General features: G+C 46.8%; 21 protein-coding genes, 1 other RNA gene and 2 other annotated features. Of the genes, 2 read left to right on the forward strand and 20 right to left on the reverse strand.

The features are described 5' to 3' along the window. Positions 1–57 precede the first annotated feature (57 nt). Complete coding sequence (gene sigK, locus ACSW3C_RS00760; protein WP_238082197.1) at positions 58–759, forward strand: RNA polymerase sporulation sigma factor SigK; 702 nt, start codon at positions 58–60, stop codon at positions 757–759. 292 nt (positions 760–1,051) lie between these two features. On the opposite strand, the gene mtnN is transcribed toward sigK, so the two are convergent. The 15 genes from mtnN to cymR all read right to left on the reverse strand — a co-directional run bounded on the left by mtnN (position 1,052) and on the right by cymR (position 15,937). Beyond that, the gene (gene mtnN, locus ACSW3C_RS00765; RefSeq protein ID WP_486560337.1) at positions 1,052–1,744 is read right to left on the reverse strand and encodes a 5'-methylthioadenosine/S-adenosylhomocysteine nucleosidase; all 693 of its coding nucleotides are present in this window, start codon (positions 1,742–1,744) and stop codon (positions 1,052–1,054) included. A 14-nt stretch (positions 1,745–1,758) separates the two neighbouring features. Beyond that, positions 1,759–2,481: a YrrS family protein gene (locus ACSW3C_RS00770; RefSeq protein ID WP_486560338.1), complete on the reverse strand. Its 723-nt coding sequence runs from the start codon at positions 2,479–2,481 to the stop codon at positions 1,759–1,761. Between the two features lie 281 nt (positions 2,482–2,762). Then, a complete protein-coding gene (greA, locus tag ACSW3C_RS00775; RefSeq protein ID WP_238082203.1) occupies positions 2,763–3,239 on the reverse strand; it encodes a transcription elongation factor GreA in 477 nt (158 codons plus the stop codon). A gap of 102 nt (positions 3,240–3,341) precedes the next feature. Next, on the reverse strand, positions 3,342–3,980 hold the full coding sequence (gene udk / locus ACSW3C_RS00780; protein ID WP_486560340.1) for a uridine kinase: 639 nt from the start codon (positions 3,978–3,980) through the stop codon (positions 3,342–3,344). A 28-nt stretch (positions 3,981–4,008) separates the two neighbouring features. After that, positions 4,009–4,644, reverse strand: coding sequence for an O-methyltransferase (locus ACSW3C_RS00785; RefSeq protein WP_486560341.1), 636 nt, complete (start codon positions 4,642–4,644; stop codon positions 4,009–4,011). A 30-nt stretch (positions 4,645–4,674) separates the two neighbouring features. Next, on the reverse strand, positions 4,675–5,811 hold the full coding sequence (mltG, locus tag ACSW3C_RS00790) for an endolytic transglycosylase MltG (RefSeq protein ID WP_486560342.1): 1,137 nt from the start codon (positions 5,809–5,811) through the stop codon (positions 4,675–4,677). A 114-nt stretch (positions 5,812–5,925) separates the two neighbouring features. Then, the gene (locus tag ACSW3C_RS00795) at positions 5,926–6,219 is read right to left on the reverse strand and encodes a DUF1292 domain-containing protein (RefSeq protein ID WP_238082211.1); all 294 of its coding nucleotides are present in this window, start codon (positions 6,217–6,219) and stop codon (positions 5,926–5,928) included. Between the two features lie 9 nt (positions 6,220–6,228). Beyond that, the gene (ruvX, locus tag ACSW3C_RS00800) at positions 6,229–6,648 is read right to left on the reverse strand and encodes a Holliday junction resolvase RuvX (protein WP_238082213.1); all 420 of its coding nucleotides are present in this window, start codon (positions 6,646–6,648) and stop codon (positions 6,229–6,231) included. Beyond that, a complete protein-coding gene (locus tag ACSW3C_RS00805; RefSeq protein ID WP_184210327.1) occupies positions 6,645–6,917 on the reverse strand; it encodes an IreB family regulatory phosphoprotein in 273 nt (90 codons plus the stop codon). Before ACSW3C_RS00805 ends, ruvX begins: the two co-directional genes overlap by 4 nt. A 128-nt stretch (positions 6,918–7,045) precedes the next feature. After that, the gene (alaS, locus tag ACSW3C_RS00810; RefSeq protein WP_486560343.1) at positions 7,046–9,682 is read right to left on the reverse strand and encodes an alanine--tRNA ligase; all 2,637 of its coding nucleotides are present in this window, start codon (positions 9,680–9,682) and stop codon (positions 7,046–7,048) included. A 63-nt stretch (positions 9,683–9,745) separates the two neighbouring features. Continuing rightward, positions 9,746–9,953, reverse strand: a binding site (T-box leader). 37 nt (positions 9,954–9,990) lie between these two features. Next, positions 9,991–12,507: an SF1B family DNA helicase RecD2 gene (recD2, locus tag ACSW3C_RS00815; RefSeq protein ID WP_486560344.1), complete on the reverse strand. Its 2,517-nt coding sequence runs from the start codon at positions 12,505–12,507 to the stop codon at positions 9,991–9,993. A 27-nt stretch (positions 12,508–12,534) separates the two neighbouring features. Beyond that, positions 12,535–13,200 (reverse strand): tetratricopeptide repeat protein, encoded by a 666-nt coding sequence (locus tag ACSW3C_RS00820; protein ID WP_486560345.1) that lies wholly within the window; start codon positions 13,198–13,200, stop codon positions 12,535–12,537. 15 nt (positions 13,201–13,215) lie between these two features. Then, on the reverse strand, positions 13,216–14,337 hold the full coding sequence (mnmA, locus tag ACSW3C_RS00825; RefSeq protein ID WP_486560346.1) for a tRNA 2-thiouridine(34) synthase MnmA: 1,122 nt from the start codon (positions 14,335–14,337) through the stop codon (positions 13,216–13,218). A gap of 23 nt (positions 14,338–14,360) precedes the next feature. After that, positions 14,361–15,503 carry a cysteine desulfurase family protein gene (locus tag ACSW3C_RS00830; RefSeq protein ID WP_486560348.1) on the reverse strand — a complete coding sequence of 381 codons (1,143 nt, stop codon included), beginning with the start codon at positions 15,501–15,503 and terminating at the stop codon, positions 14,361–14,363. A gap of 14 nt (positions 15,504–15,517) precedes the next feature. Beyond that, complete coding sequence (gene cymR / locus ACSW3C_RS00835; protein ID WP_238082795.1) at positions 15,518–15,937, reverse strand: cysteine metabolism transcriptional regulator CymR; 420 nt, start codon at positions 15,935–15,937, stop codon at positions 15,518–15,520. A gap of 130 nt (positions 15,938–16,067) precedes the next feature. On the opposite strand from cymR, the gene ACSW3C_RS00840 reads away from it, so the two are divergent. Next, the gene (locus ACSW3C_RS00840) at positions 16,068–17,351 is read left to right on the forward strand and encodes a replication-associated recombination protein A (RefSeq protein WP_486560349.1); all 1,284 of its coding nucleotides are present in this window, start codon (positions 16,068–16,070) and stop codon (positions 17,349–17,351) included. 483 nt (positions 17,352–17,834) lie between these two features. Here ACSW3C_RS00840 and ACSW3C_RS00845 read toward each other — a convergent pair whose 3' ends face one another. From ACSW3C_RS00845 to hisS, 5 genes are all read right to left on the reverse strand, one after another. After that, complete coding sequence (locus tag ACSW3C_RS00845; RefSeq protein WP_486560351.1) at positions 17,835–18,740, reverse strand: chemotaxis protein; 906 nt, start codon at positions 18,738–18,740, stop codon at positions 17,835–17,837. A gap of 245 nt (positions 18,741–18,985) precedes the next feature. Continuing rightward, entirely contained in the window at positions 18,986–19,747 is a 762-nt protein-coding gene (locus ACSW3C_RS00850) for a tRNA threonylcarbamoyladenosine dehydratase (protein ID WP_486560352.1), read from the reverse strand. An 83-nt stretch (positions 19,748–19,830) separates the two neighbouring features. Further along, positions 19,831–20,012: non-coding RNA, 6S RNA (gene ssrS, locus ACSW3C_RS00855), on the reverse strand. Between the two features lie 77 nt (positions 20,013–20,089). Beyond that, entirely contained in the window at positions 20,090–21,856 is a 1,767-nt protein-coding gene (gene aspS, locus ACSW3C_RS00860) for an aspartate--tRNA ligase (RefSeq protein WP_486560354.1), read from the reverse strand. A 15-nt stretch (positions 21,857–21,871) separates the two neighbouring features. Then, positions 21,872–23,143 carry a histidine--tRNA ligase gene (gene hisS / locus ACSW3C_RS00865; RefSeq protein ID WP_486560356.1) on the reverse strand — a complete coding sequence of 424 codons (1,272 nt, stop codon included), beginning with the start codon at positions 23,141–23,143 and terminating at the stop codon, positions 21,872–21,874. Between the two features lie 68 nt (positions 23,144–23,211). Next, positions 23,212–23,445: a binding site (T-box leader), on the reverse strand. Between the last annotated feature and the right edge of the window lie 3 nt (positions 23,446–23,448).

Below are 23,448 nucleotides of genomic sequence, written 5' to 3' on the forward strand. Positions count from 1 at the left end.
TGCTATCCGTCGTCCTGTTCGCATATGCTGTCATACAAAGACACAGGAGGTGGACCGATGAGCGGATTCGTCATGGCGCTTGTCCAACTGTGGCTTGAAATTCCGGCAGTAGTCGGATATATCCGTGGGCAGGCATTCCGTCGTCCGCTGTCTAAAGCGGAGGAGGCCGAGTGCTTACAACGTCTTGCAGAAGGAGACGAAAGCGCTCGGGATGAACTGATCGAGAGAAACATGCGCCTCGTTGCACACGTCGTAAAAAAATTCCATCCAAAACACGAACAACTGGACGATTACATTTCCATTGGAACCATTGGACTCATGAAGGCGGTCAACAGTTTCACACCGGACCGAAAAACAAAACTGGCTACGTACGCGGCCCGTTGCATTGAAAATGAAATACTGATGTTCTTGCGCACACAAAAGAAGGTTCAAAAGGATGTTTCCCTTTTTGATCCGATCGGCACAGACAAAGACGGCCAATCCTTACAAATTGCCGATCTGCTTCAAACGGATGATGAAGCCCCAATTGAAACAGTGGAACAACAGGAACAAAGGGATCGTCTTTATCGGCATCTCGGCAAGCTTGACAGCCGGGAACTTGAAATTATCCAGAGGCGATACGGACTGCTCGATGATCAACCGATGACCCAAAAAGAAATCGCCGAACAATTGAACATTTCGAGAAGCTACGTTTCAAGAATAGAGAAACGTGCGATCGTGAAACTATACCAGTTATTCAAACATGAATATAATGAATAAACTACACAATATCCCACACCATATCCTGCACTGTGAAACGAGAGGAAAAGGCGTTCCAACCGCGTGTTCAATCCGCGAAAGGAACGCCTTTTTCCTATTGCAAATCCAGACATCATATGTTTTCTCCGTCTTGCAGTGGGCAGCTGGATCATTCAATCAGTCTGTGCTGACTTCACGCATAATAACAACTGCAATGACCGCTGTTGCAACGAAAGCTCCAGTCATCAAGAAAAACATAAGAAAATCACTCCTCGCTTGTACAGGTTCTTCACTCCATCATACCATACCCGTCTTACAATTTCGATATCGCTTTCCGAACAATTTCCGACGAATGTTTGGCAGCCGTCGGTAAAAATTCATCAAACGAGATGGATGATTCTTTTCCTGCAATATCTGAGAGTGCACGAATCACAACAAACGGCATATTGAACTGATGGCAAACTTGCGCAACAGCCGCCGCTTCCATTTCTGCAGCAATCATATTCGGGAACGCTTCCCTCACTTGTTCCACCCGTGCAGGATCGCTCATGAACACGTCGCCTGAAGCAATAAGCCCGATGGCATACGTATGTCCGCCCACTTCCACGACCGCCTCTTTAGCGATCGCAGCTAGTTTTTCATCCGACATAAAAGCGGCCGGCATGCCAGGAACTTGACCAATCTCATAGCCGAAAGCGGTGGCATCGACATCATGGTGTCGGACTTCATCCGAGATGACAACGCTGCCCACGTCCAGCGTTTCCGAAAAACCGCCTGCCGAACCGGTATTAATGACGACGTCCGGCTGATGCAGCTGAATCAGCAATGTAGTCGCTATAGCCGCATTCACCTTACCTATGCCGCTTTTGACAAGCACGACGTCCTTCCCATCCAACTTACCTTCAATAAATTCACAATTCGCTACAGCGGCTGATGTTTTGGAAGTTATCGCTTCCCGCAGAATTTCCACTTCCTGCTCCATCGCTCCGATGATTGCTATTTTCATGCCATTCCCTCCACTCAGTAGTCAAAATCCAATGTGCTTAACTTATCCATTTTAACAGGTTGCCAGCCTTGTCCGTCAACCCATTCAAGATAAACTCTATACATTTGGGATTTATCTCGAGTAGAAACGATGCCGATCGACTTTTGTGGTCCGCCGCCGTTTTTGATTTTCCAAAAAATCATGGAATCCTCCGAAAGGCCAGTCGCATAAGCAAGTGCTTTCTTTTTCTCATTCCAGTCGACTGATTCTCCGTCATAGGATGACACATGTTCTCCGCTTTGTGCAGTACCGATTGGTGCCCATGATTCGTTGACAACCGTTTCTGTCACCACTTTTTCATCGGTCGGTGTCACGGACACCAGTTTCCCTTCTGCCTCTTCGTCCGTCACAGTCGTTTCCTGATCAGATTCAGTCTGTCCATCGGTATCTGAGGCGTCGTTGCCCGATTCCGTTTCGCCAGCCGTATCATTTTCATCCACACTGTTCTGCTCGGAACCGTCTTCCGGCTGCTCTTCTTCCATGCCAGGACCCTCAGACTCATCTCCAGCTGCTCCGCTCGTCTCAACGGTTTCTGGATCCTTTTCTTTCGTTTCATCCTTGCCCCCTATGATGATAGAGGCTCCTACTATGATAATGAGTACGACAACAAGGCCAATTAAGCCATTTAATATCAAATTGGATCGACTTTTATTCCGTTTGCGATTCACCCTCGAAAAATTGGGATCTTGATTTGGCATAAAATCCTCCCCTTTCCTTCTCAAAAGGATACTACTCTATTTGACTCTTTTTCAATCGAATAGGTTTCATTTAATTAAATTTCAATGATTGCAACAGCTCCGAAACACTTTCCAGAAAGCTTTCAGTAAGAAACGCGCTGCCCGGAGATGAAAGATGAAGACAATTGCCTGGTGCAAACAACCCTCTCCACTCGAACAAGGCCTAGGCCTTTCAATTAGAAAGAGCGATGGGACGTGTATCAAATGTCTCATCGCTCTTCCATTAAGCTTTAGCAAGCTGATTATTTAATTTCTACAATCGTGACGGACATTTCTCCGCCCGGCGTCATGATTTTGACTTCGTCGCCTTTCTTTTTGCCGATCAGGCCTTTTGCAATTGGCGAGTCGTTCGAGATAAGACCTTCAATAGGATTCGCTTCCGCAGAGCCGACAATGGTGTATGTTTCTTCATCGCCATCTGGCAATTCCTTGAATGTAACCGTTTTCCCAATCTGTACTTCGTCATTGTTCAATTCATCTTCTGTGATGATTACCGCATTGCGGATCATTGATTCCAAAGTCGAAATTTTACCTTCCACGAATGCTTGGTCTTCTTTAGCAGAATCGTATTCCGAGTTTTCAGATAGGTCGCCATAACTACGGGCAATCTTAATCCGCTCCACTACTTCTTTACGTTTTACAGTTTTCAAGTATTCTAATTCTTCTTCCAGCTTCTTTTTACCTGATACTGTCATTGGGTATTTTTTTTCAGAAACCATTTCACAACACTCCTCATAATCCTGTTCATAAAAACACTATGCCGCTCCTACGAGAGGTATGCGACATAGGATTCGTTTCTATTGAATTCTGAACCCATCATATTACAATTTGGTTCCAGATTCAAGAATTGTTTTTATTTTCGTCACCATTAGGTCAATGGCAACTTCGTTATGCCCGCCTTCCGGAATGATAAGATCCGCATACCGTTTGGTCGGTTCAATGAATTGATTGTGCATGGGCCGTATAACGGTCAAATACTGGTCGATGACGGAATCGATCGTTCTTCCCCGTTCCTGAATATCCCGCATCAGCCTCCGGATGATCCGCAAGTCGGCATCCGTGTCGACAAACAGCTTAATATCCATCAATTCCCGGAGCCTTGGATCTTCTAGCACTAGAATACCTTCCAGGATGATGACATCCTTTGGCGAAATTTCTATCGTTTCATTTGAACGGGTATGCAGCGCATAATCATACACCGGCTTAGATATGGATGTCCGCTCTAGCAGCATTCCGACATGTTCGATCAAAAGATCGGTATCGAATGCGAGAGGATGGTCGTAATTGGTCTTCAATCGCTCCTCGAATTCCAAATGCGACTGGTCCTTATAATAATAATCCTGTTCAATAACGACGACAGAATGTTCCTTGAATACGTTGTAAATGCGGTTTGTAACGCTCGTCTTGCCGGACCCTGAACCACCGGCGATTCCGATGACAAGGGGTTTTGTTCCGTTCATGCATGTTCCTCCTTAGTCAGGAATGTTTCTATTTTTTTATTGCGATCAATATGCCATCACCGACCGGCAGAAGCGTCGTTTCGTAGTCCGGATGGGACATAATCCATTTAGTGAATTCCTTCAAGTTTCGGATCATCGTCCGATTCCGTTTCGGCAGCTCCCCGTCCGGTGTCAATACAGCTCCATGCATGAACATATTGTCACAATAGATGATGCCGCCCGGCTTTACAAATGCCGCGTATTTTTCAAAGAACCTTTTATACTGACCCTTTGCCGCGTCAATGAAAAGCGCGTCATATTCCGTGTCCGGCAGTTTGTCTTCTTCCAGAAGGAGCGCATCCCCTTCAATAATGCGGATACGGTCCGAAACGGTGCTCCGTTGGATGAATTCAACTGCCATACTGTAACGATCAGCATCCCGTTCAATCGTCGTAATCGATGTGCCTCGCAAAGCCATTGCCATCCGGATAGCGGAATAGCCGATTGCACTTCCTATCTCTAGAATGGCATGTGGACGCTGTATGCGAAGCAGGCCGATAAATGTATCAATCCCGCTGCGATTCATGATCGGCACATTTTGCTCGCGGGCAAGGCTTTCCATTTCCGGAATTAACTGATCTTCCACATCGCTTAAATCTGCAATGTATTGATTATAGTCGCTCATGCTTTTCACTTCCATTCATACGACTTTCCCTTATTCTTCAGACAAATATTGAGCCCGTTTCTTTAAATGCTCGTCATATGTCTTGGAAAAATGGTTAGTTCCTTCTTTATCAGCAAGGAAATAAAGATAGTCTGTCTCTGCAGGTTCCACGACCGCTTCGATGGAGGATTTTCCTGCTCCAGCGATTGGCCCTGGCGGCAAGCCTTGGTTTTGGTACGTATTATATGGATCTTGCACTTCCAAGTCAGAATAGAGGACACGATCTTTATGCACGCCTAGCGAATACAGCACGGTTGGATCGGTCTGCAAAGGCATTTTGGCATCCAAACGATTATAAAAGACACTTGCAATCGTTTCCCGATCCGCCTTCGCAGTCGCTTCCTTCTCGAGCAAGGAAGCGAACGTCAACAGCCAATGGACGGATTTCTCATTAGAATCCAAATAGCCGTAATACGGCGTGATGGCTGCTGATGTGGCGTCCAGCATGCTCGTGACGATTGTTTCCAGTGAAGGCTTTTCCTCATAGAACGGATAGGTTGCGGGGAATAAGTAGCCTTCAAGCGGATGCTTGATTTGCTCGCCGCGAATTTCTTCCGTCAATAAGTTTGGATATTTGCCCATAAAGTACTCGATGGTCTTCTCGTCATCGATATACGCCATAAATTCTTTTTCGGAAATACCGGTCTTTTTCTCGACAATTTTACCGATTTGATCTAACGTCAATCCTTCCGGTACCGTCATCGTAAACACAGGTGTGCGGTACACTTTACCTGTTTTCAAGCTTTGAATCAACTCATCCAGCGTCATGGCTTTTGTCAAACCATATGTGCCTGCCTGGAATTGAGATTCATTCTTGAACTTCGCATAATACTTGAAGACTCGGGCATCTTTAATAATCCCCTTCTCTTCTAACTTTTTGGATATTGTATTTAATCCGGAGCCAATTGGAACTTCCACTTCAATTACCTTTTCCGAATCGGGATCGACGGGCTGTAGTGAATCCACTATGTACTTGTATACCGCCCGGCCTCCAATCAGTCCGACCAATAAAACGATCAAAGCGATGGCAAAGACGATACGCCTTACTATTTTCACTTCTTTTTTCTGCTCTCTCATCCGATCGAGCATGATGTCCTTTTTCGATTCCTTCTTTGATTCATTTTCCATCCAGAACGTCACCTCTTTCCTGTACGAATACTCGTTGCCAAGACGTTGAAGCCGACTCCGTTAAACGCATGAAAAACGGAATGGTCTGCACCATTCCGTCCCGTGCACATATAATTATTCTTCGTCTTCCTCCGCAAGAAACGTATTCAACATTTCTTCGATCATATCCCATTCTTCATCCGTTTCGATTGGCATCAATTCACCATCTTCATCATTTTCCGAAGGGATGAAAGCGGACGCATGGATTTCTATTTCTTCATCATCATCGATGTCCTCGTTCTCACCTAAAATATGATAGAGCACATACGATTTTCCGAAATCTTCCGAGTCGAATGTGAAAATAACTTCACATACGTGCTCTTCTCCGTGCTCATCTACGATTGTCATTGTTTCTTGTCCATGTTCCATTCCATCACCTCATCTATTTTTTGAATCAAGATACCCTTGAAGTATCATGACCGCCGCCATCTTGTCGATGACGTCTTTCCTTTTCTTCCTGCTGACGTCTGCATCGATCAACATCCGTTCCGCAGCCATTGTAGTTAATCTTTCATCCCACAGGACAACAGGCAAGCCAAATTCCTCTTTCAGCAATTCTGCATACTTTTCGGAAGCTTCCCCTCGCGGGCCTACTGAATTGTTCATATTTTTTGGATAGCCGACTACGAAAGCGTCGACATCGTATTCAGTGACAAGCTTTTTGATTCTTTCCACACCAAATTGGCCGGCGTTTTCATCGATTTTAACTGTCTCGATGCCTTGGGCTGTCCATCCAAGAGCATCACTGATGGCCACTCCGACCGTTTTGGATCCGACGTCCAAACCCATCGTCCTCAAATTGGGCGCCCTCCGTTTTCCCGGATATAAAATTTCACAAGTTCTTCGAGAATTTCATCGCGCTCCAACTTACGGATCAAATTCCTTGCTTCGTCATGGCGAGGAATGTAAGCCGGGTCGCCTGAAAGAAGGTAGCCGACAATTTGATTGATAGGATTGTACCCTTTGTCGTCCAGCGCCTTGTGCACACGGAGCATGACTTGTTTCACTTCCTGCTCCATCGATTCCTCAGGGAAGTTGAATTTCATCGTCTTGTCGTATGAATCCATAATCGACACCCCGCTTTCCATTCATCCGTTACTAAAAATCGGATAAGTTTCCTTTATCCATTATACATGACATGCCTTTTCCGAATCAATCGCGTCCTTCGGCGATTGACCTGGAAATGCATAATCGATCAGTTGACGGATTTGACATAATCATACACGGATTGAAGGGCTTCATCAAGTTTAGAAGCATCCTTCGCACCCGCCATCGCCATATCTGGACGTCCGCCGCCTTTTCCTCCGCATAATGAAGCTACATGATTGACGATTTTGCCGGCATGTAAGTTCCCAGATTTTAAATCGTCTGTTACACCTGCCGCCAGCATGACTTTGCCCTCCGAAGCGCCACCAAGAACGATGACACCTTTGACGACTTTTTGTTTCAGTTCGTCAATCATCTGGCGCAAACCGTTATTGTCTTTCACATCTACGCGTGCAGAAATGACCGTGACATCATCGATTTGTTCTGCGTTTGCCAGAATATCAGTCAACTGGCTGTTGCCAAGCTTCGCAGACAAAGATTCATTCTCGCGCTGAAGCTCTTTCAGATCGGCCAAAGTTGCGACGACTTTCGTAACGATGTCTTTCGGATTCGCTTTTAGCAAAGCAGACGCATTCGTCAGCAAAGCCTCTTCTGCTTTGAATGAAACATAAGCGTTTTTGCCCGTCAAAGCTTCAATTCTGCGCGTGCCTGCTCCGATGCCGCCTTCCGACTCAATTTTGAAGAGACCAATTTCAGCCGTTGTTGCCACGTGGCAGCCGCCGCAAAGTTCTAGTGAATAGTTTCCGACCGAAACGACGCGGACGATATCGCCATATTTTTCTCCGAAAAGAGCCATGGCACCCATCTGCTTCGCTTCATCGATCGACTTTTGAGAAATATCGACATTGATATCTTCCCAAATTTTTTCATTCACTTTCCGTTCAATCGTTTCCAGCTCCTCTTTCGTTATTTGCCCGAAATGAGAGAAATCAAACCGGAGACGGTCCGGACCGACATACGATCCTGCTTGGTTAACATGCTCACCCAGCACTTCTTTCAGCGCTTTGTGAAGCAAATGCGTTGCCGTATGGTTTTTAATTGTCAGCTTACGGTCTTCTTCGTTGACCGTTGCCTTGGCAGCTGCTCCTGCTTGCACTTCGCCTGAACGGACCGTTGCTGTGTGCAAATGTTGTCCATTCGGCGCTTTTTGTACGTCCATTACATCGACAATGAACGAATCATCGGAAAGATTTCCTTTGTCAGCGATTTGTCCGCCGCTTTCCGCATAAAACGGCGTGCGGTCGAGAATGAACTGGATCTCTTGTCCTTCGGAAGCATGTTCCACAAGGCGGCCCTCATGCAGCAGTGCAACGATGGTTGCATCACATTCAAGCTGGCCATATCCAATGAATTCGCTTTTCTCATGGATATTCCCAAGAACCTCTGACTGTACATGCATGCTGTCCACATCCTGGCGGGCAGCACGGGCACGGTTCCGTTGATTTTCCATTTCCTGATCAAATCCGGCACGGTCAACAGAGACTCCTGCTTCTTCTGCATACTCCTCTGTCAATTCAAACGGGAAGCCGTACGTGTCATACAGTTTAAACGCATCTACACCGGAAACGACCGGATGATCGGATGTTTTCGCCTTTTCAATAATGCCTGATAGGATCGAGAGTCCTTCGTTCAATGTTTCGTGGAAGCGCACTTCCTCGTTTTTAATAACCTTCATGATAAACTCTTGTTTTTCCTTCACTTGCGGGTAGAAGTCTTCCATGATTTCTCCTACAACCGGGACAAGTTCATACATGAACGGCTTTTGGATTCCTAGTTGTTTTGCATAGCGGACGGCACGGCGCAATAAACGGCGGAGGACATAACCACGTCCTTCATTGGAAGGAAGCGCTCCGTCACCAATTGCAAAAGCGACTGTTCGAATATGGTCCGCAATGACTTTAAACGCTGTATCTTTCACAGCATCGGAACCGTATGCTTCGCCAGACAACTTCTCAACGGAATGGATGATCGGCATGAACAGATCTGTATCGAAGTTGGTCGGAACATCTTGAATGACAGATGCCATCCGTTCCAAGCCCATGCCGGTATCGATATTTTTCTTTGGAAGCGGCGTGTACGTATGGTCCGGATTATGGTTGAATTCAGAAAAGACCAAATTCCAGATCTCTAAATATCTCTCGTTTTCTCCCCCTGGGTACAGTTCAGGATCAGAGAAATCATCGCCATAGGATGGTCCACGATCATAAAAGATCTCGGAGTTCGGGCCGCTCGGGCCTTCACCAATATCCCAGAAGTTTCCTTCCAGACGAATGATCCGTTCTTCCGGAATGCCGATTTTGTCTTTCCAGATCATATATGCCTCTTCATCTTCCGGGTGGACTGTAACGGAAAGCAAATCCGGATTAAATCCGATCCACTTGTCGTCCGTCAGGAATTCCCAAGCACGGATAATCGCTTCTTCCTTGAAGTAATCTCCGATGGAGAAGTTGCCAAGCATTTCGAAGAACGTGTGATGACGAGCCGTCTTTCCGACGTTCTCGATATCATTTGTTCGAATTGATTTTTGAGCGTTAACAATCCGTGGGTTGTCAGGAATAACCCGTCCATCGAAGTATTTCTTTAACGTAGCAACTCCGCTGTTAATCCAGAGCAAAGAAGGATCGTCAATTGGAACGAGGGGAGCGGATGGCTCTTCACTATGCCCATGCTCTTTAAAGTAATCCAAAAACATTTTACGAATTTGCGCAGCTGTCAATTTTTTCATCTTGCTAACCTCCATTCAATTTTTCCAAAGGGGTGCGCCGAAAAATAAAAAAACTCCGCCCCTCAAAGGGACGAAGTGAATTTTCGCGGTACCACCCTAATTTACCGAATAGAATATATCCGGTATCTCAGAAGCCTTAACGCGGCAAACGGCAATGATTAGTTGCACTCCAGAGTAGCGTTCCGACCTATTCGCCATGAGAACCTTTTCAGCCACGAGGTTCCTCTCTTTTCAAGCGATATAAGCGTACTGTCTCCTTCAACGCATTACGTATGATACTCGAATTATAGGGAATTATTGTTGGCCTGTCAATCCGTCGCCTCCATAAAGTTATAAGGCGTCATTCCTTGCATGCCAATCATCGGATCAATTGACAAGACATTGTCCTTCGTCAATTGCATATTGTCCTGACTCTCTGCCTCGACCTCTTCCGGACTATTTCCGCCAATCGGCTCTGTTGCAGGTTCTTTCTCCGCATGAGAAGGCAAGGACTCTTCAGTCCTGTCTACAGTTGCATCCGCTACAAGAGGTGCTTCCGTAATGTCCTCTCCTGTCGGCAGTTCACCGAGCTGAAGCCTCTGTTTCAGGGTCGTCTGGCGTGCCAGTTCATCCGTCCTGCTAATTCCTTCCCTGAATTCCGACGGTTCTCCGCAAAGTATCAAGAAATTTTTAGCACGGGTAATTCCGGTGTAAAGCAAGTTGCGCCGCAGCATTTTCCGGTAACTTCTGACGACTGGCATGATGACAGTCGGGAATTCGCTGCCCTGTGACTTATGGATAGAACAGCAATAAGCCAATGTAATTTGATTCAAATCATTTCGTTCGTATGTGACTTCGATACCGTCGTACGAGACGACGAGCATTTCTTTCTTGTCGACCGTTTCCTTTGCCTTCAAAATGGCAATGACCTCGCCCATATCTCCGTTGAATACATTGCTTTCCGGTTGATTGACAAGCTGAAGCACTTTGTCTCCGATCCTGTAGGTCACATCTCCAAAAACGACTTCCTTCCGATCGGGACCCGGCGGATTGACCATCTCTTGGATCATTTTATTCAAACCATCAATGCCCGCTGTGCCTTTATACATCGGCGCAAGCACCTGGATGTCTTTAATGGAATGGCCCTTTGCTAATGCATTCTTCAGCACTTGCTCCACGACATTCATAATCTGATCCCCATTCGAGCGGATAAACGAACGGTCTGATGTCTTTTTGATTAGATTGTCATTCCATTCAGAGCGCTTGATCATGTGGGCCATTTCAATAATCGTGGAACCCGCGCTTTGCCGGTAAATCTCTTTCAATTCAACGACCGGAATTTTTCCAGACTCCAGCATATCCTTCAGGACTTGTCCCGGTCCTACAGGCGGCAACTGATCCTGGTCACCTACAAACAAGATTTGGATTTCATCGTCCAGCGCTTTCAGCAACTGATGAGCAAGCCATGTATCGACCATCGACATCTCGTCGATGATCAACAGCCTGCCTTCGACTTCCCTGCCTTCCGCCTCATCTTTTTCCTGTCCAGTGAAGCCGAGAAGACGATGGATCGTCATCGCGGGAAGTCCAGTCGATTCGGACATCCGTTTTGCTGCCCGTCCTGTGGGGGCTGCCAATACAATCGGGAAAGGTTCCTGCTTTTTGGCATATTCCTTTGGATCCAGGGAAAGTCCGTGCAATTCCGCATATACTTCGACTAGTCCCCTAATGACTGTCGTTTTTCCGGTACCCGGCCCGCCAGTCAAAATCATGACAGACGAGTGAAGGGCCGTTTGAATTGCAGCTGCTTGCGTTTCGGCATACGTCACGCCGAGCCGTTCCTCCGCTTCTCCGATCGCTTTCCTAACTTCGGAAGCGGGAAACGCATCCGCTTTCTCGCTTTTCAACAACCGATCCAGTTTCGAGGCAATGCCAAGCTCAGAAAAGTAGAGGGAAGGGATGTACAGTTTCCGTTCCTCGGCGCACAGCTTGGATTCTTCCACCAGCTCAATAATTGACTGGGAAATGCGGTCATATGGAATCTCCTCGGGCTGACTTGCTTCCAGCATGCGCTTTACTTCAGGTAATACATCATCCGCAAGCAAATAAACATGGCCCGCTGATTGGACCGCTTGATTCATATAGTGCAAAATAGCCGCTTTCACACGGGACGGATGCTGCCCGGTCATGCCAAGCTGCCTGCCGAGCTCATCCGCCCGCTGAAAGCCGATTCCTTCTATTTCTTCAATAAGACGATACGGATTTTCAGTTAATCGCTCAATCGATTCCTCGCGATATGTTTGATAAATCCGCATGGCGAGCTGGGGGCCGAAACCCCACTCATTCAGCTGGACGATTGTCCTCTCGAGACCTAAGTTCTGCTGAAGCACGGAAGTTAGCGTTTCTTTCCGTTCATCCGATAGCTTCGGTATAGCGTCAAGCACAGAGGGATTTTCCACTATTTTTCGAATGGCGTCTTTTCCAAGCGTCTTAACAATCGTATCCGCAGTCTTTCTGCCAATGCCAGGAAAGAGATCCCCTGACAGATAATGAACAAGACCATCCTCCGTCTCAGGCATCTCCTTCGAAAAGGTCATGACATCGAACTGCTCGCCGTATGTATTGTGTTTGACAAGCCGTCCTGTGAAGCGGTATTCCTCATTTTCCGTCAGCTGTGGAAAGTTACCTTTGATTACAATTTCTTTGTCACCATACCCACAATTCGTCTTGCTGATTTTCAGCTTGGCTATCGTAAACAGATTGGTGGGATTATGGAAGATCGTAACGACCGGACGTCCGACCAAAAAAACTTCCTCTTTCCTCTCGTTGCCGAATAACTCTTCCATATCATTCACCGCCTTACCTGTAATCTATTACTTATCAGCATCGCCTTGCTTGATCATGTCATAAATATATTTCGATTGGACATGGTCTGGCTCGATCGTGAAGGCACGTTCCAAATGGTAAAGTGCATCTTCTTTCTGATCGGTCGACACCGCATAAACCATCCCTAAATTATAATGTGCATCTGGATGTTCCGGATCTTTCTCGACCAATTCACGCAGCACTTTTTCGGCTTCCTTAAATAATTCCAATTTAGCTAGAAGAATTCCGTACGAAAGCTGAATTTCCAAATCTTCTGGAGCGAGTTCAAGCGCACGCTGCATATAAGGCAGCGCCAACTTTTCATTGCCCCCCTGCTCCAGGCTTTTGCCGAGCATGAAATAGGCGTCCGCCTGCTCCATGCCGCTCCGCACTGCCTTTTCATACAATTTGGCCGCTTCTTCAAATCGCCCATTATTGTAATAAAGATTGGCGAGCCCATAATAGGCTGTGACCGCCTCCTCGTCCAGCGTCAATGCTTTTTGGAAAAAACGCTCCGCCCGTTCCACATCGCCGACAGCTGTGAAGACATTTCCTAAATTGATATAGCCAACTGGATTGTCAGGCTCCTGCTCAGCTGCCTTCACAAATGCTTCAATTGCTTTCTCATATTCACCTTGCTGTAAGGATTGAATTCCCATTTCGTTATATTCCATCGTGTTATCTGCCCCTCACCCGACATAATCCAGTTCTTTTCCATCTTTGATGACCGTGTCAATTGTCCCTCCGCCTAGACATTCCTCACCGTCATAAAAAACAACGGCTTGGCCCGGCGTAATTGCTCTGACCGGAACATCGAACACAACGTTTGCGCGGTCTCCTTCCAGGAGTTCAACCTTCACTTTCGTGTCCGGCTGACGATAACGGAATTTGGCTGTACATTCGAATGTTTGCGGCATTTTTCGAGCAGTTGTGAAGCTGGTGTTTACCGCAGTCAAGCTATCCGAATACAATGCATCGTTATGAAAGCCCTGGCCAACGAGAAGTACATTATTTTTCAAGTCTTTCCCTAGAACGAACCAAGGGTCGCCCGCTCCTCCGATGCCAAGTCCGTGGCGTTGGCCGATTGTATAATACATCAGACCATCATGCTTGCCGACGGTCTCCCCTTCCATCGTTTTCATAGCTCCAGGCTGTGCCGGCAAATACTGGCCGAGAAACTCTTTGAAATTGCGTTCCCCAATGAAACAGATTCCTGTGGAGTCTTTCTTCTTAGCAGTCGTCAAACCGGCCCGTTCTGCTATTTGGCGCACTTCGCTCTTATCCAGATTGCCGATCGGGAACATGACTTTACTCAATTGTTCCTGAGTCAGCTGATTGAGGAAATACGTCTGGTCCTTATTATTATCCTTGCCTCGCAGCATCGCAACGCCATCTTCCGTTTCCACGACTTGCGCATAGTGGCCAGTCGCAAGAAAATCCGCCCCCAGGCTCATCGCATGGTCAAGAAATGCTTTGAATTTAATTTCTTTATTGCACATGACATCTGGGTTCGGCGTTCGGCCTGCTTTGTACTCTTCAAGGAAATAAGTGAATACTTTATCCCAATACTGCTTTTCAAAATTTACCGCATAATAGGGAATGCCGATTTCATTGCAGACACTAATGACATCCTCATAATCTTCTGTCGCTGTACAAACCCCGAATTCATCTGTGTCATCCCAGTTTTTCATGAAGATACCGATGACGTCATATCCTTGTTCTTTCAGCAACAGCGCGGCTACTGATGAGTCGACGCCGCCAGACATGCCGACGACGACGCGTGTGTTTTCTACTGCTTTCGTAGTTCTCATATATTGTTTCATCCTTTATCTTTTCAATTCACGAGACGTTGTATAACCCGAGCCACCCTTTCAGCCGCGTCTGCGACCTTCTGTTCATCCAAACCATAGCCGAAACTGAAACGGACTGAATTCCGCAATTTCGAAGACTCTTTTCCGCAAATCGCAGTCAGTACATGGGATGGGTCCAAGGAGCCTGCTGTACAAGCTGAACCGCTTGAGACAGCAACACCTTCCATATCCAAATTGACGAGCAATGATTCGATATCCGTACCTGGGAAACTGATATTTACAATATGGGGCAATCTTTCAGCACTTCCAGCATTCACCTCATAAGCAATAGAATGCTTGTCCAGAACAGAGAGTAGTGTGGAGGCATACGCTTCATATGTCTGCCGGTTCGCCTCCATGCCAGCTTGTGCAATTTCTACAGCTTTTGCAAATCCAGCCATCGCCGTCACATTTTCCGTACCGGCCCTACGTTTTCGTTCCTGCTCTCCTCCATATAGAAGAGGCGTTGTATTCATGCCTTTTCGCTGATAAAGGAGACCGATCCCTTTTGGACCATTTAATTTATGTGCAGAGGCGGATAGCAAATCAACGCCTAATTCATTCACATCAATAGGTAGAATGCCAAATGCCTGCACCGCGTCTGTATGGAATACCGCCTGATGGTCTTTAAGAAGTGTTCCGATTTCCCGGATTGGCTGGATTGTGCCAATTTCATTGTTGCCGAGCATGATCGTTACGAGTATCGTCCGATCGGTCAGTGCTTGTTCCACTTGCCAGGCCTGGACACGGCCATCTTCATCCACTGGCAGATAGGTCACGTCATAGCCTTGTTTTTCAAGCATCTGGCACGTATGAAGAACGGCATGATGCTCGATATTCGTTGTAATAATATGGTTTCCTTTTTCTTTCATGGCGGTTGCAGTGCCAACGATTGCAATATTATCCGCCTCCGTGCCGCCGGATGTAAAGATGATCTCTACCGGGTCCGCATGAATGGCGCGTGCAATCGTTTTTCTGGCATCATCGACTACTTTTCGGGCTTTCCGACCATAGTGATGAATGCTAGATGGATTTCCGAAGACCGCGCTCATCGTATCCATATACGTCTTCGCCACCTCAGGATGGACAGGTGTTGTGGCGGCATGGTCAAGATAGATTGTATCCATTTGAAAAACTCCTTTTAAATGTAAAACATATACCCTTCAGGTTCTGGCGCTCTATCCGAGTCAATTAAATCTTCAATCGTTGTCGTATCGAGGACTCCCCGGATCGCCTCGCCGATGCGATGCCATAATTCCTGCTGCGGCACATCATCCTCATCCATGTCCTCAATGAGTTGAATTGGGCCCTCTAATACTCGGATGACATCCCCCGCAGTAATCTCATTTGGCGCTTTTGCCAATTTATAACCGCCATATGCTCCCCGGACGCTTTTCACTACCCCGCTATTCCGCAAAGGCGGAATCAACTGCTCCAAGTAGGCTTCAGATAGATTATGTTCTTCCGCTATTTTTCGTAAAGGCAGTGGGCCTTCCCCATAGTTTCTGCCGAGTTCAACGACAATCGTCAATCCATATCGGCCTTTTGTAGATATTCTCATGTATCCAACAGTCCTTTTTCTCGAATTGCTTCAAACATTATAGCATACAACAGGGCGCTCTTCCTCCATATGACTTCATTCGGAACCTCATGTTATAATAGAAGGAACAGATGTACGAGGAGTGATCGTTTTGCATAATGAACCGTTGGCGTATCGGATGCGCCCGCGAACGATAGATGAAATAGCCGGACAACAACATATTATCGGTGAGAAGACCTCGCTCTATCGGATGGTGAAAAACGGCCATGTCCCCTCGATGCTTTTATACGGTGAGCCGGGCATCGGAAAGACATCGCTAGCACATGCGATTGCCGGGACTAGCGAATTGCCGTTTATCGCCTTGAATGCGACCGTTTCAGGAAAAAAAGATGTAGAAGATGTCGTTGCGGAGGCCCGCATTACCGGCAAAGTTCTGTTATTTCTGGATGAAATTCATCGTTTCAATAAATTGCAGCAGGATACATTGCTTCCCCACGTAGAAAGCGGCTCAATTGTACTCATCGGGGCAACAACGGAAAATCCTTTTCATGATGTGAACCCTGCCATCCGTTCAAGATGCGGAGAAATCCTTCAATTGAAACGGCTGGAAGCCGCGGATCTAGAAAAATTATTGAATCGGGCCCTTCAAGATGAAGACCGGGGACTGGGCAAGTTGAATATCGCAATCGAAGAAAGCCAGGTGAAGCGGATTGCCGAAGGGGTCAACGGAGATGCCCGAAAAGCACTGACCGTCTTGGAATCTGTCGTGTCCGCGAGTGATGAAGAAGATGGACAAGTGGTGATCGAAGATTGGCTGATTGATAACTTGATTGGCAGAATTGGCTTAGTTGGAGATAAAAAAGGGTCTCACCATTATAACTTGTTATCGGCTCTCCAAAAATCCGTTCGGGGCAGCGATGTCAATGCCGCAGTCTATTATTTGGCCCATCTCCTTGAAACGGGAGATCTCGTCGCCGTTTCCCGAAGGCTGCTCGTTATGGCTTATGAGGATATCGGCCTGGCAGATCCGAATGTCGGACCGCATGTGCTCGCCGCCACGGAAGCGGCCGTCCGGCTCGGTATGCCGGAAGCGAGGATTCCTCTATCAAATGCCGTAATCGAGATGTGCCTTGCGTCCAAATCGAATTCTGCCTACCTGGCAATCGACGCAGCGACGAAAGCGTTGCACGAAGGACAGACCGGCGATATTCCGCCACATTTACGGGACGCACACTATGCGGGGGCTGCAGCACTCGGGCATGTCGGCTATCAATACCCGCATGACCACCCGATCGGTTCCTTTGGCGGATGGGTCAACCAGCAGTACTTGCCGGATTCAATCGCTCAAATGGAATTTTACAAACCCGTCATTGCCGGCGAAGAGAAAAAGATGGCAGGCATTTATGATAAGTTGAAAGAGTTCCGGAAGAAATGATGGTTTGGGTTGTGATTAAGCACTCTCTGTTCTAACGTAATCAGAGAGTGCTTTTTTGATGAGATTTCCACTATTTTATGGGAATCTTCAATTTTTGTTGAACGCACATGCACACGGCTGTTCAGATGTCCCGATTTCATTCGATAGTTGCGAAGCTACAGAAATAGCTGTGCCTGTCGATGAGTGCGTATCAGACCGGTAGGCGTGGATGTTCCTGTTTATGCGCGGGTAACGGACCAGTATGCGCGGCTGTTCTCGTTTATGCGCGGGTGGCTGACCAGTATGCGCGGCTGTTCTCGTTTATGCGCGGGTGGCTGACCAGTATGCGCGGCTATTTTCGTTTATGCGCGGAGGCCAGACCTGTATGCGCGGGGGTACTGGACAATCAAAAACGCGAACAGTCCGACAGTAGCTTGTCGACCTGTTCGCGCCAAATTTTTCTTAGGATTGTCTTCAATTCTTTAGCTTAATGCTCCTTTGAAATCAAAGTATATGCTGATCCATCTTCAAAACGAGTTCTGCGATTTCCGGTTTGCTTACTTGATCATTCGCTCCTACGCTAACTCCCTTATGCTTTAATTCATCGGTGATGAGGGAAGAGAAAATGATGACGGGCAGCATGGCCAATTGATGGTTCTCGCGAATTCTGCGTGTGAAATGGTGGCCATCCATTTGAGGCATCTCGATATCCGTAATGACCAGCTGAATGACATCGGCTACATTTTTTCCGCTGGCTGCGACACTTTCCAAATAAGCCAAGGCATCTTTGCCATTCTCAAAAAAATCGATATTGGTATAGCCTGCTTCCGTCAACGTATCATTCAATAACTTACGTAACAACGGCGAATCTTCCGCTACTAAAATCTGCTTATCGATCCGTTCCCGCTTGCCCAGCTTTTTCACTTCTTCGACTCGGATGCCGCTGTCCGGGTTGATTTCTAAAACGATTTTTTCGAAGTCTAGCAATAAAAGCATATCATCGTTCCGTTTGATGACGCCGATGACTTGAGCCGCATCACCTGAGTAGAGATCCGCAGGCTTCTCAATTTGGTTCCAGGACACCCTGTGGATTTGCGTCACTTCGTGGACATGGAAAACGACTTGTTGTTTATTGAAAGCCGCCACAATATATTTTCCTTCCTTCTTACCGATTGTTTCCGGCAATCCCATTACCCGTTCCATACTAATGACCGGCAGGACATCTCCCCGCAATTGAATGATTCCTTCAATAGCCGGATGGGAGTGAGGAATTGGGGTGATCGGTGTCGGCATGATGATTTCCTTCACCTTAATTACATTTATGCCGTACCGGTTATGGCCCATTTCAAATTCAACAATTTCCAACTCGTTCGTGCCGCTCTCTAGCAAAATCCCTTCATGTTGGCTCATTCTTTCTTCAACCCTCTCACCGTCTGATCAGTTGTCTGCCAGACTCGTACTCTATTTACTTCTTAGTATACATGGTTCCTATGTACCATGCCATAGGAAACGACTAAAATAAGCAAAATTATTCGTTTTTAACTCTTACATTAATCGTAAGTGGGAAGATATTTTCGAGTAGTAGTAATAAGGGCTTCTCATTCACTATTTCCTAAATAAAAAACGGATCCTCGCATGGGGATCCGCTTTCCTGACTAGCTATTCACCCGCTCGATCGGGATGTCCTTAATCATATCGTTAATGACCCAGCTGGCACATATGAGGCCTGCGGCAGACGGCACGAATGCATTGGAGCTTGGCGGCATTTTTGCTTTTCGGATTTCAGCGTCCGGTTTTCCGACTTTATCGACTACATCTTCTCGGACGACAATTGGACTTTCATCCGAAAACACAACAGGAACGCCTTTTTTAATCCCTTCTTTGCGTAAACGAAGACGGATCACCTTGGCAATTGGATCGGTATGGGTTTTCGAAATATCAGCGATTTTGAATCGGGTTGGATCCAATTTATTCGCTGCTCCCATACTAGAAATGATCTTTACGCCTCGAGCGATACATTCCTTGATTAAATGGATTTTGTAACTGATCGTATCGGAGGCATCAATGACGTAATCAGGAGCATGATTAAAAAATTCCTCATACGTTTCTTCGGTATAAAACATATGCAATGGAATGACTTCACACTCTTTGTTAATATCGGCGATGCGTTCTGTCATTACTTCCACTTTAGAACGGCCAATCGTTGAAAGTGTGGCGACCAACTGACGATTTACATTTGTAATATCAACTACGTCTTTATCTATGAGGATAATGCGCCCAACTCCGCTGCGCGCGCAAGCTTCTGCAGCGAATGATCCTACTCCCCCGACTCCCAGAATGGCGACAGTCTTTCCTTTGATGCGGTCTAGTCCCTCTTTGCCAATAGCCAGTTCATTTCTTGAAAATTGGTGTAACAAGTTGAATCCTTCCTTCCTCTGCAGGCCTAAAAGTAAAAACCCCCTCCGCGATTAGGCAAGAGGGGATCGATTATTCAATAGTGACGAATCCCGAATGTGCCGTCAAAGTGGAATCGTTTTGAACCCGCACTCAGCAGGTGGGTGCCCAATCCACACCATCTGACGTCCCTCTAAAGGGCGTGCCATCAAGCCTGGAATTTAGGCTCCCTACGATAATTATGTTCGGTCAAAACTGATGTTCAAATGACGAACACTTCAGGATTCGTATTACCTGTATACTATCACACTTCTTAAAATCATTCAACGATTTTGCTTTTTTCTGTTAATGCCAGATTACAAGTTTTACGCATTTTCTTTTTGTCTGATGCCAATACCCAATTCAACCAGTTGTGCTTCATCCACCGGGCTTGGCGCATCTGTGAGCAAGCAGCTAGCACTTGCCGTCTTAGGAAACGCAATCGTATCACGCAAGTTCGAGGAACCTGACAATAACATGACGATCCGGTCCAGCCCAAAAGCAATTCCTCCGTGAGGCGGTGTTCCGTAATCGAACGCATCCAATAGGAATCCGAATTGCTCTCTCGCTTGTTCTTGACTGAAGCCAAGAGCTTTGAACATCTTTTCCTGTACATCACGCTGGTAGATCCGCAACGAACCTCCACCGAGCTCATATCCATTCAGCACCAGGTCATAGGCTTGCGCTTTCACTGATGCAGGATTTGATTCCAAACCTTGTACGTCCGTAGGCATCGTGAACGGATGGTGGGCTGCATAATAACGGCCATCTTCTTCGTCATATTCAAATAGCGGCCATTCTGTAACCCATAGGAAATTGAATTTCGTTTCGTCAATCAATCCAAGATCCTTTCCTAATTTAGAACGGAGGGCTCCTAGGGCATCTGCGACGACATTTTTCTTATCAGCAACGAACAATAAGAGGTCACCGTCTTCTGCAGAAGCCGCTTGAATTAATCCGCTTGCCGCTTCTCCTTCGAAGAATTTGGCAATCGGTCCTTTCAATCCTTCCGCATCCACTTTCAGCCAAGCCAATCCTTTTGCACCGTAGCGGGCAGCGAATTCGCCAAGCGCATCGATGTCTTTCCGTGAAAATTGATCTGCTCTTCCTTTGACGTTAATCAACTTCACTTGGCCACCGCCTTCAACAGCTGACGCAAACACTTTGAAGGAAGAATCCTTGACCAGCTCCGATACGTCGGTCAATTCCATTTCAAAGCGTGTATCCGGCTTATCTGAACCATAACGGGCCATTGCCTCATCGTATGGCAGGCGCTTAAATGGCGTCTCGATGTCGATTCCTTTTACATCCTTCATTACTTTCTTCATCAGGCGTTCATTCAACTCGATAATGTCATCGATGGACATGAAACTCATTTCCATATCGATTTGCGTGAATTCCGGCTGACGGTCCGCACGAAGGTCTTCATCCCGGAAACAGCGGGCAATTTGGTAGTACCGGTCAAAACCGGAAACCATGAGCATTTGTTTGAATAATTGCGGTGATTGAGGCAGCGCATAAAACTCGCCGTCATGTACCCGGCTTGGCACGAGATAATCCCTTGCCCCTTCCGGTGTCGATTTGGTAAGAATCGGCGTTTCTACTTCAATAAACCCTTCTTCGTCCAGGAAGTTGCGGACCGTCTTAGAAATATCCGAACGCATTTTGAATACATTTGCCAGCTGTGGGCGCCGTAAATCCAGATAACGGTGTTTCAACCGGACCTCTTCATTGACATCCGTCTCATCTTCAATGATAAAAGGTGGTGTTTTTGCTTCATTGATAATGACGACCTTTTCGGCCTGTACTTCAATGGCTCCCGTTTTCAATTTAGGATTTTTCTGGTTCTCTTCGCGTTCCACCACAGAACCGACCAATTCGACAACGTATTCATTGCGGAGCGTCTCAGCGATAGCGAGTGCTTCCTTTGAAATATCCGGATTAAAGACGACTTGGACAAGACCTGTCCGATCCCGCATATCTACGAAAATCAAACCGCCTAAATCACGTCTCTTTTGCACCCATCCTTGTAGTGTCACTGTTTGCCCGATTGTCTGCTCATTCAATTCTCCACAATAATGTGTCCGTCGCATATCCATCAACCTTCCTTATTTCAACAGTTCTTTTATCTTCCCGGCAATTGCCGTTGCTGCAACTTGTTCTTGTGTTCCGTCACCCATATTCTTCAATTGAACGACGCCCTGTGTCACTTCGTCCTCGGCGATGATGCAAACCAGCTTTGCTTCATGGCGATCGGCCGATTTCATTTGCGCTTTCATTTTACGATCCATGAAGTCCATATCGGCCTTCACTCCTTCGCTCCGCAATTGCTGGAGCAGCTGGAAGCCTTTCCGATGAGCCTCTTCGCCAAGTGTGACCACATAGACATCCAAGGAAGGTTCATCTTCAAATGACTTTTCTTCTGCGTCCAATGCGAGCAAGAGACGTTCAATACTCATCGCAAACCCGATTCCCGGAGCATTTGGCCCGCCGATTTCCTCGGATAGTCCGTTGTAACGGCCGCCACCGCAAAGCGTTGTGATCGCACCGAATCCTTTTGAGGTGCTCATAATCTCAAACGCAGTGTGATTGTAGTAATCAAGTCCCCGGACGAGATTTGGATCGATTTCGTATTCAATTCCCGCATCTTCAAGGAATGATTGCACTTGGTTGAAATAGTGCTTAGATGGCTCATTCAAATAGTCCGGCAAGGATGGAGCGGATGCCATCAGCGGGTGATCCCGGTCTACTTTACAGTCGAGAATACGAAGTGGATTCTTCTCAAGCCGTGACTGGCAGTCTTTACAGAACTCGCCGATGTGCGGCCGGAAGTGTGCTACCAGCGCTTCGCGATGTGCCGTTCTGGACTCCGCATCACCAAGTGAATTCAATACAAGTTTTAAATCGGACAATCCTGCCCGCTTATACACTTCCATCGCGAGCGAGATGACTTCTGCATCGATTGCCGGATCGTCACTTCCGATCGCTTCGACGCCAAATTGAACAAATTGCCGGTATCGGCCAGCTTGCTGCCTCTCATAACGGAACATCGGTCCGCTGTAGTAGAGCTTTACAGGCTGATCGGGATATCCGAACATCTTGTTTTCGACGAATGATCGAACGACAGGTGCCGTACCTTCTGGACGGAGAGTCATGGAACGATCTCCTCGGTCTGTGAATGTATACATTTCTTTTTGCACGATATCGGTAGTATCCCCAACCGTTCTTAAAAACAATTCCGTTTGCTCGAATATCGGCGTCCGGATTTCTTTGTAACGGTACAGTTCGCAAATGTCACGCATGATAGCTTCAACGCGCTGCCATTTCCAGGATTGGGCAGGGAGTATATCCTGCGTTCCTCTTGGCACTTTAAAGTTCATATGACTTCCCCTTTCTTTTCAACATTTTTTCTTTTGTAAGCAATAAAAAAAGCCCTCATCCCTGTTAATGCAGGGACGAGAGCTTTTGAAGCTTCCGCGGTTCCACCCAAATTGACGCTATTAGCGCCCACTCGTGTCCGGATAACGGCCGGTTCCGTCCACGCCTACTAGATGTCACTCTTTCGACGCAGAACCTCGATGGTGTTGTTCGTTTTAACTGGTCTGTAGGGTGGATTTCAGCCACGTCCGCCCCTCTCTTGTCAGCCGCTAGAGAAAACTACTTGCCATGTCATCGGTCTAATGAT

This window comes from Sporosarcina sp. AD_1 (assembly GCF_057373025.1).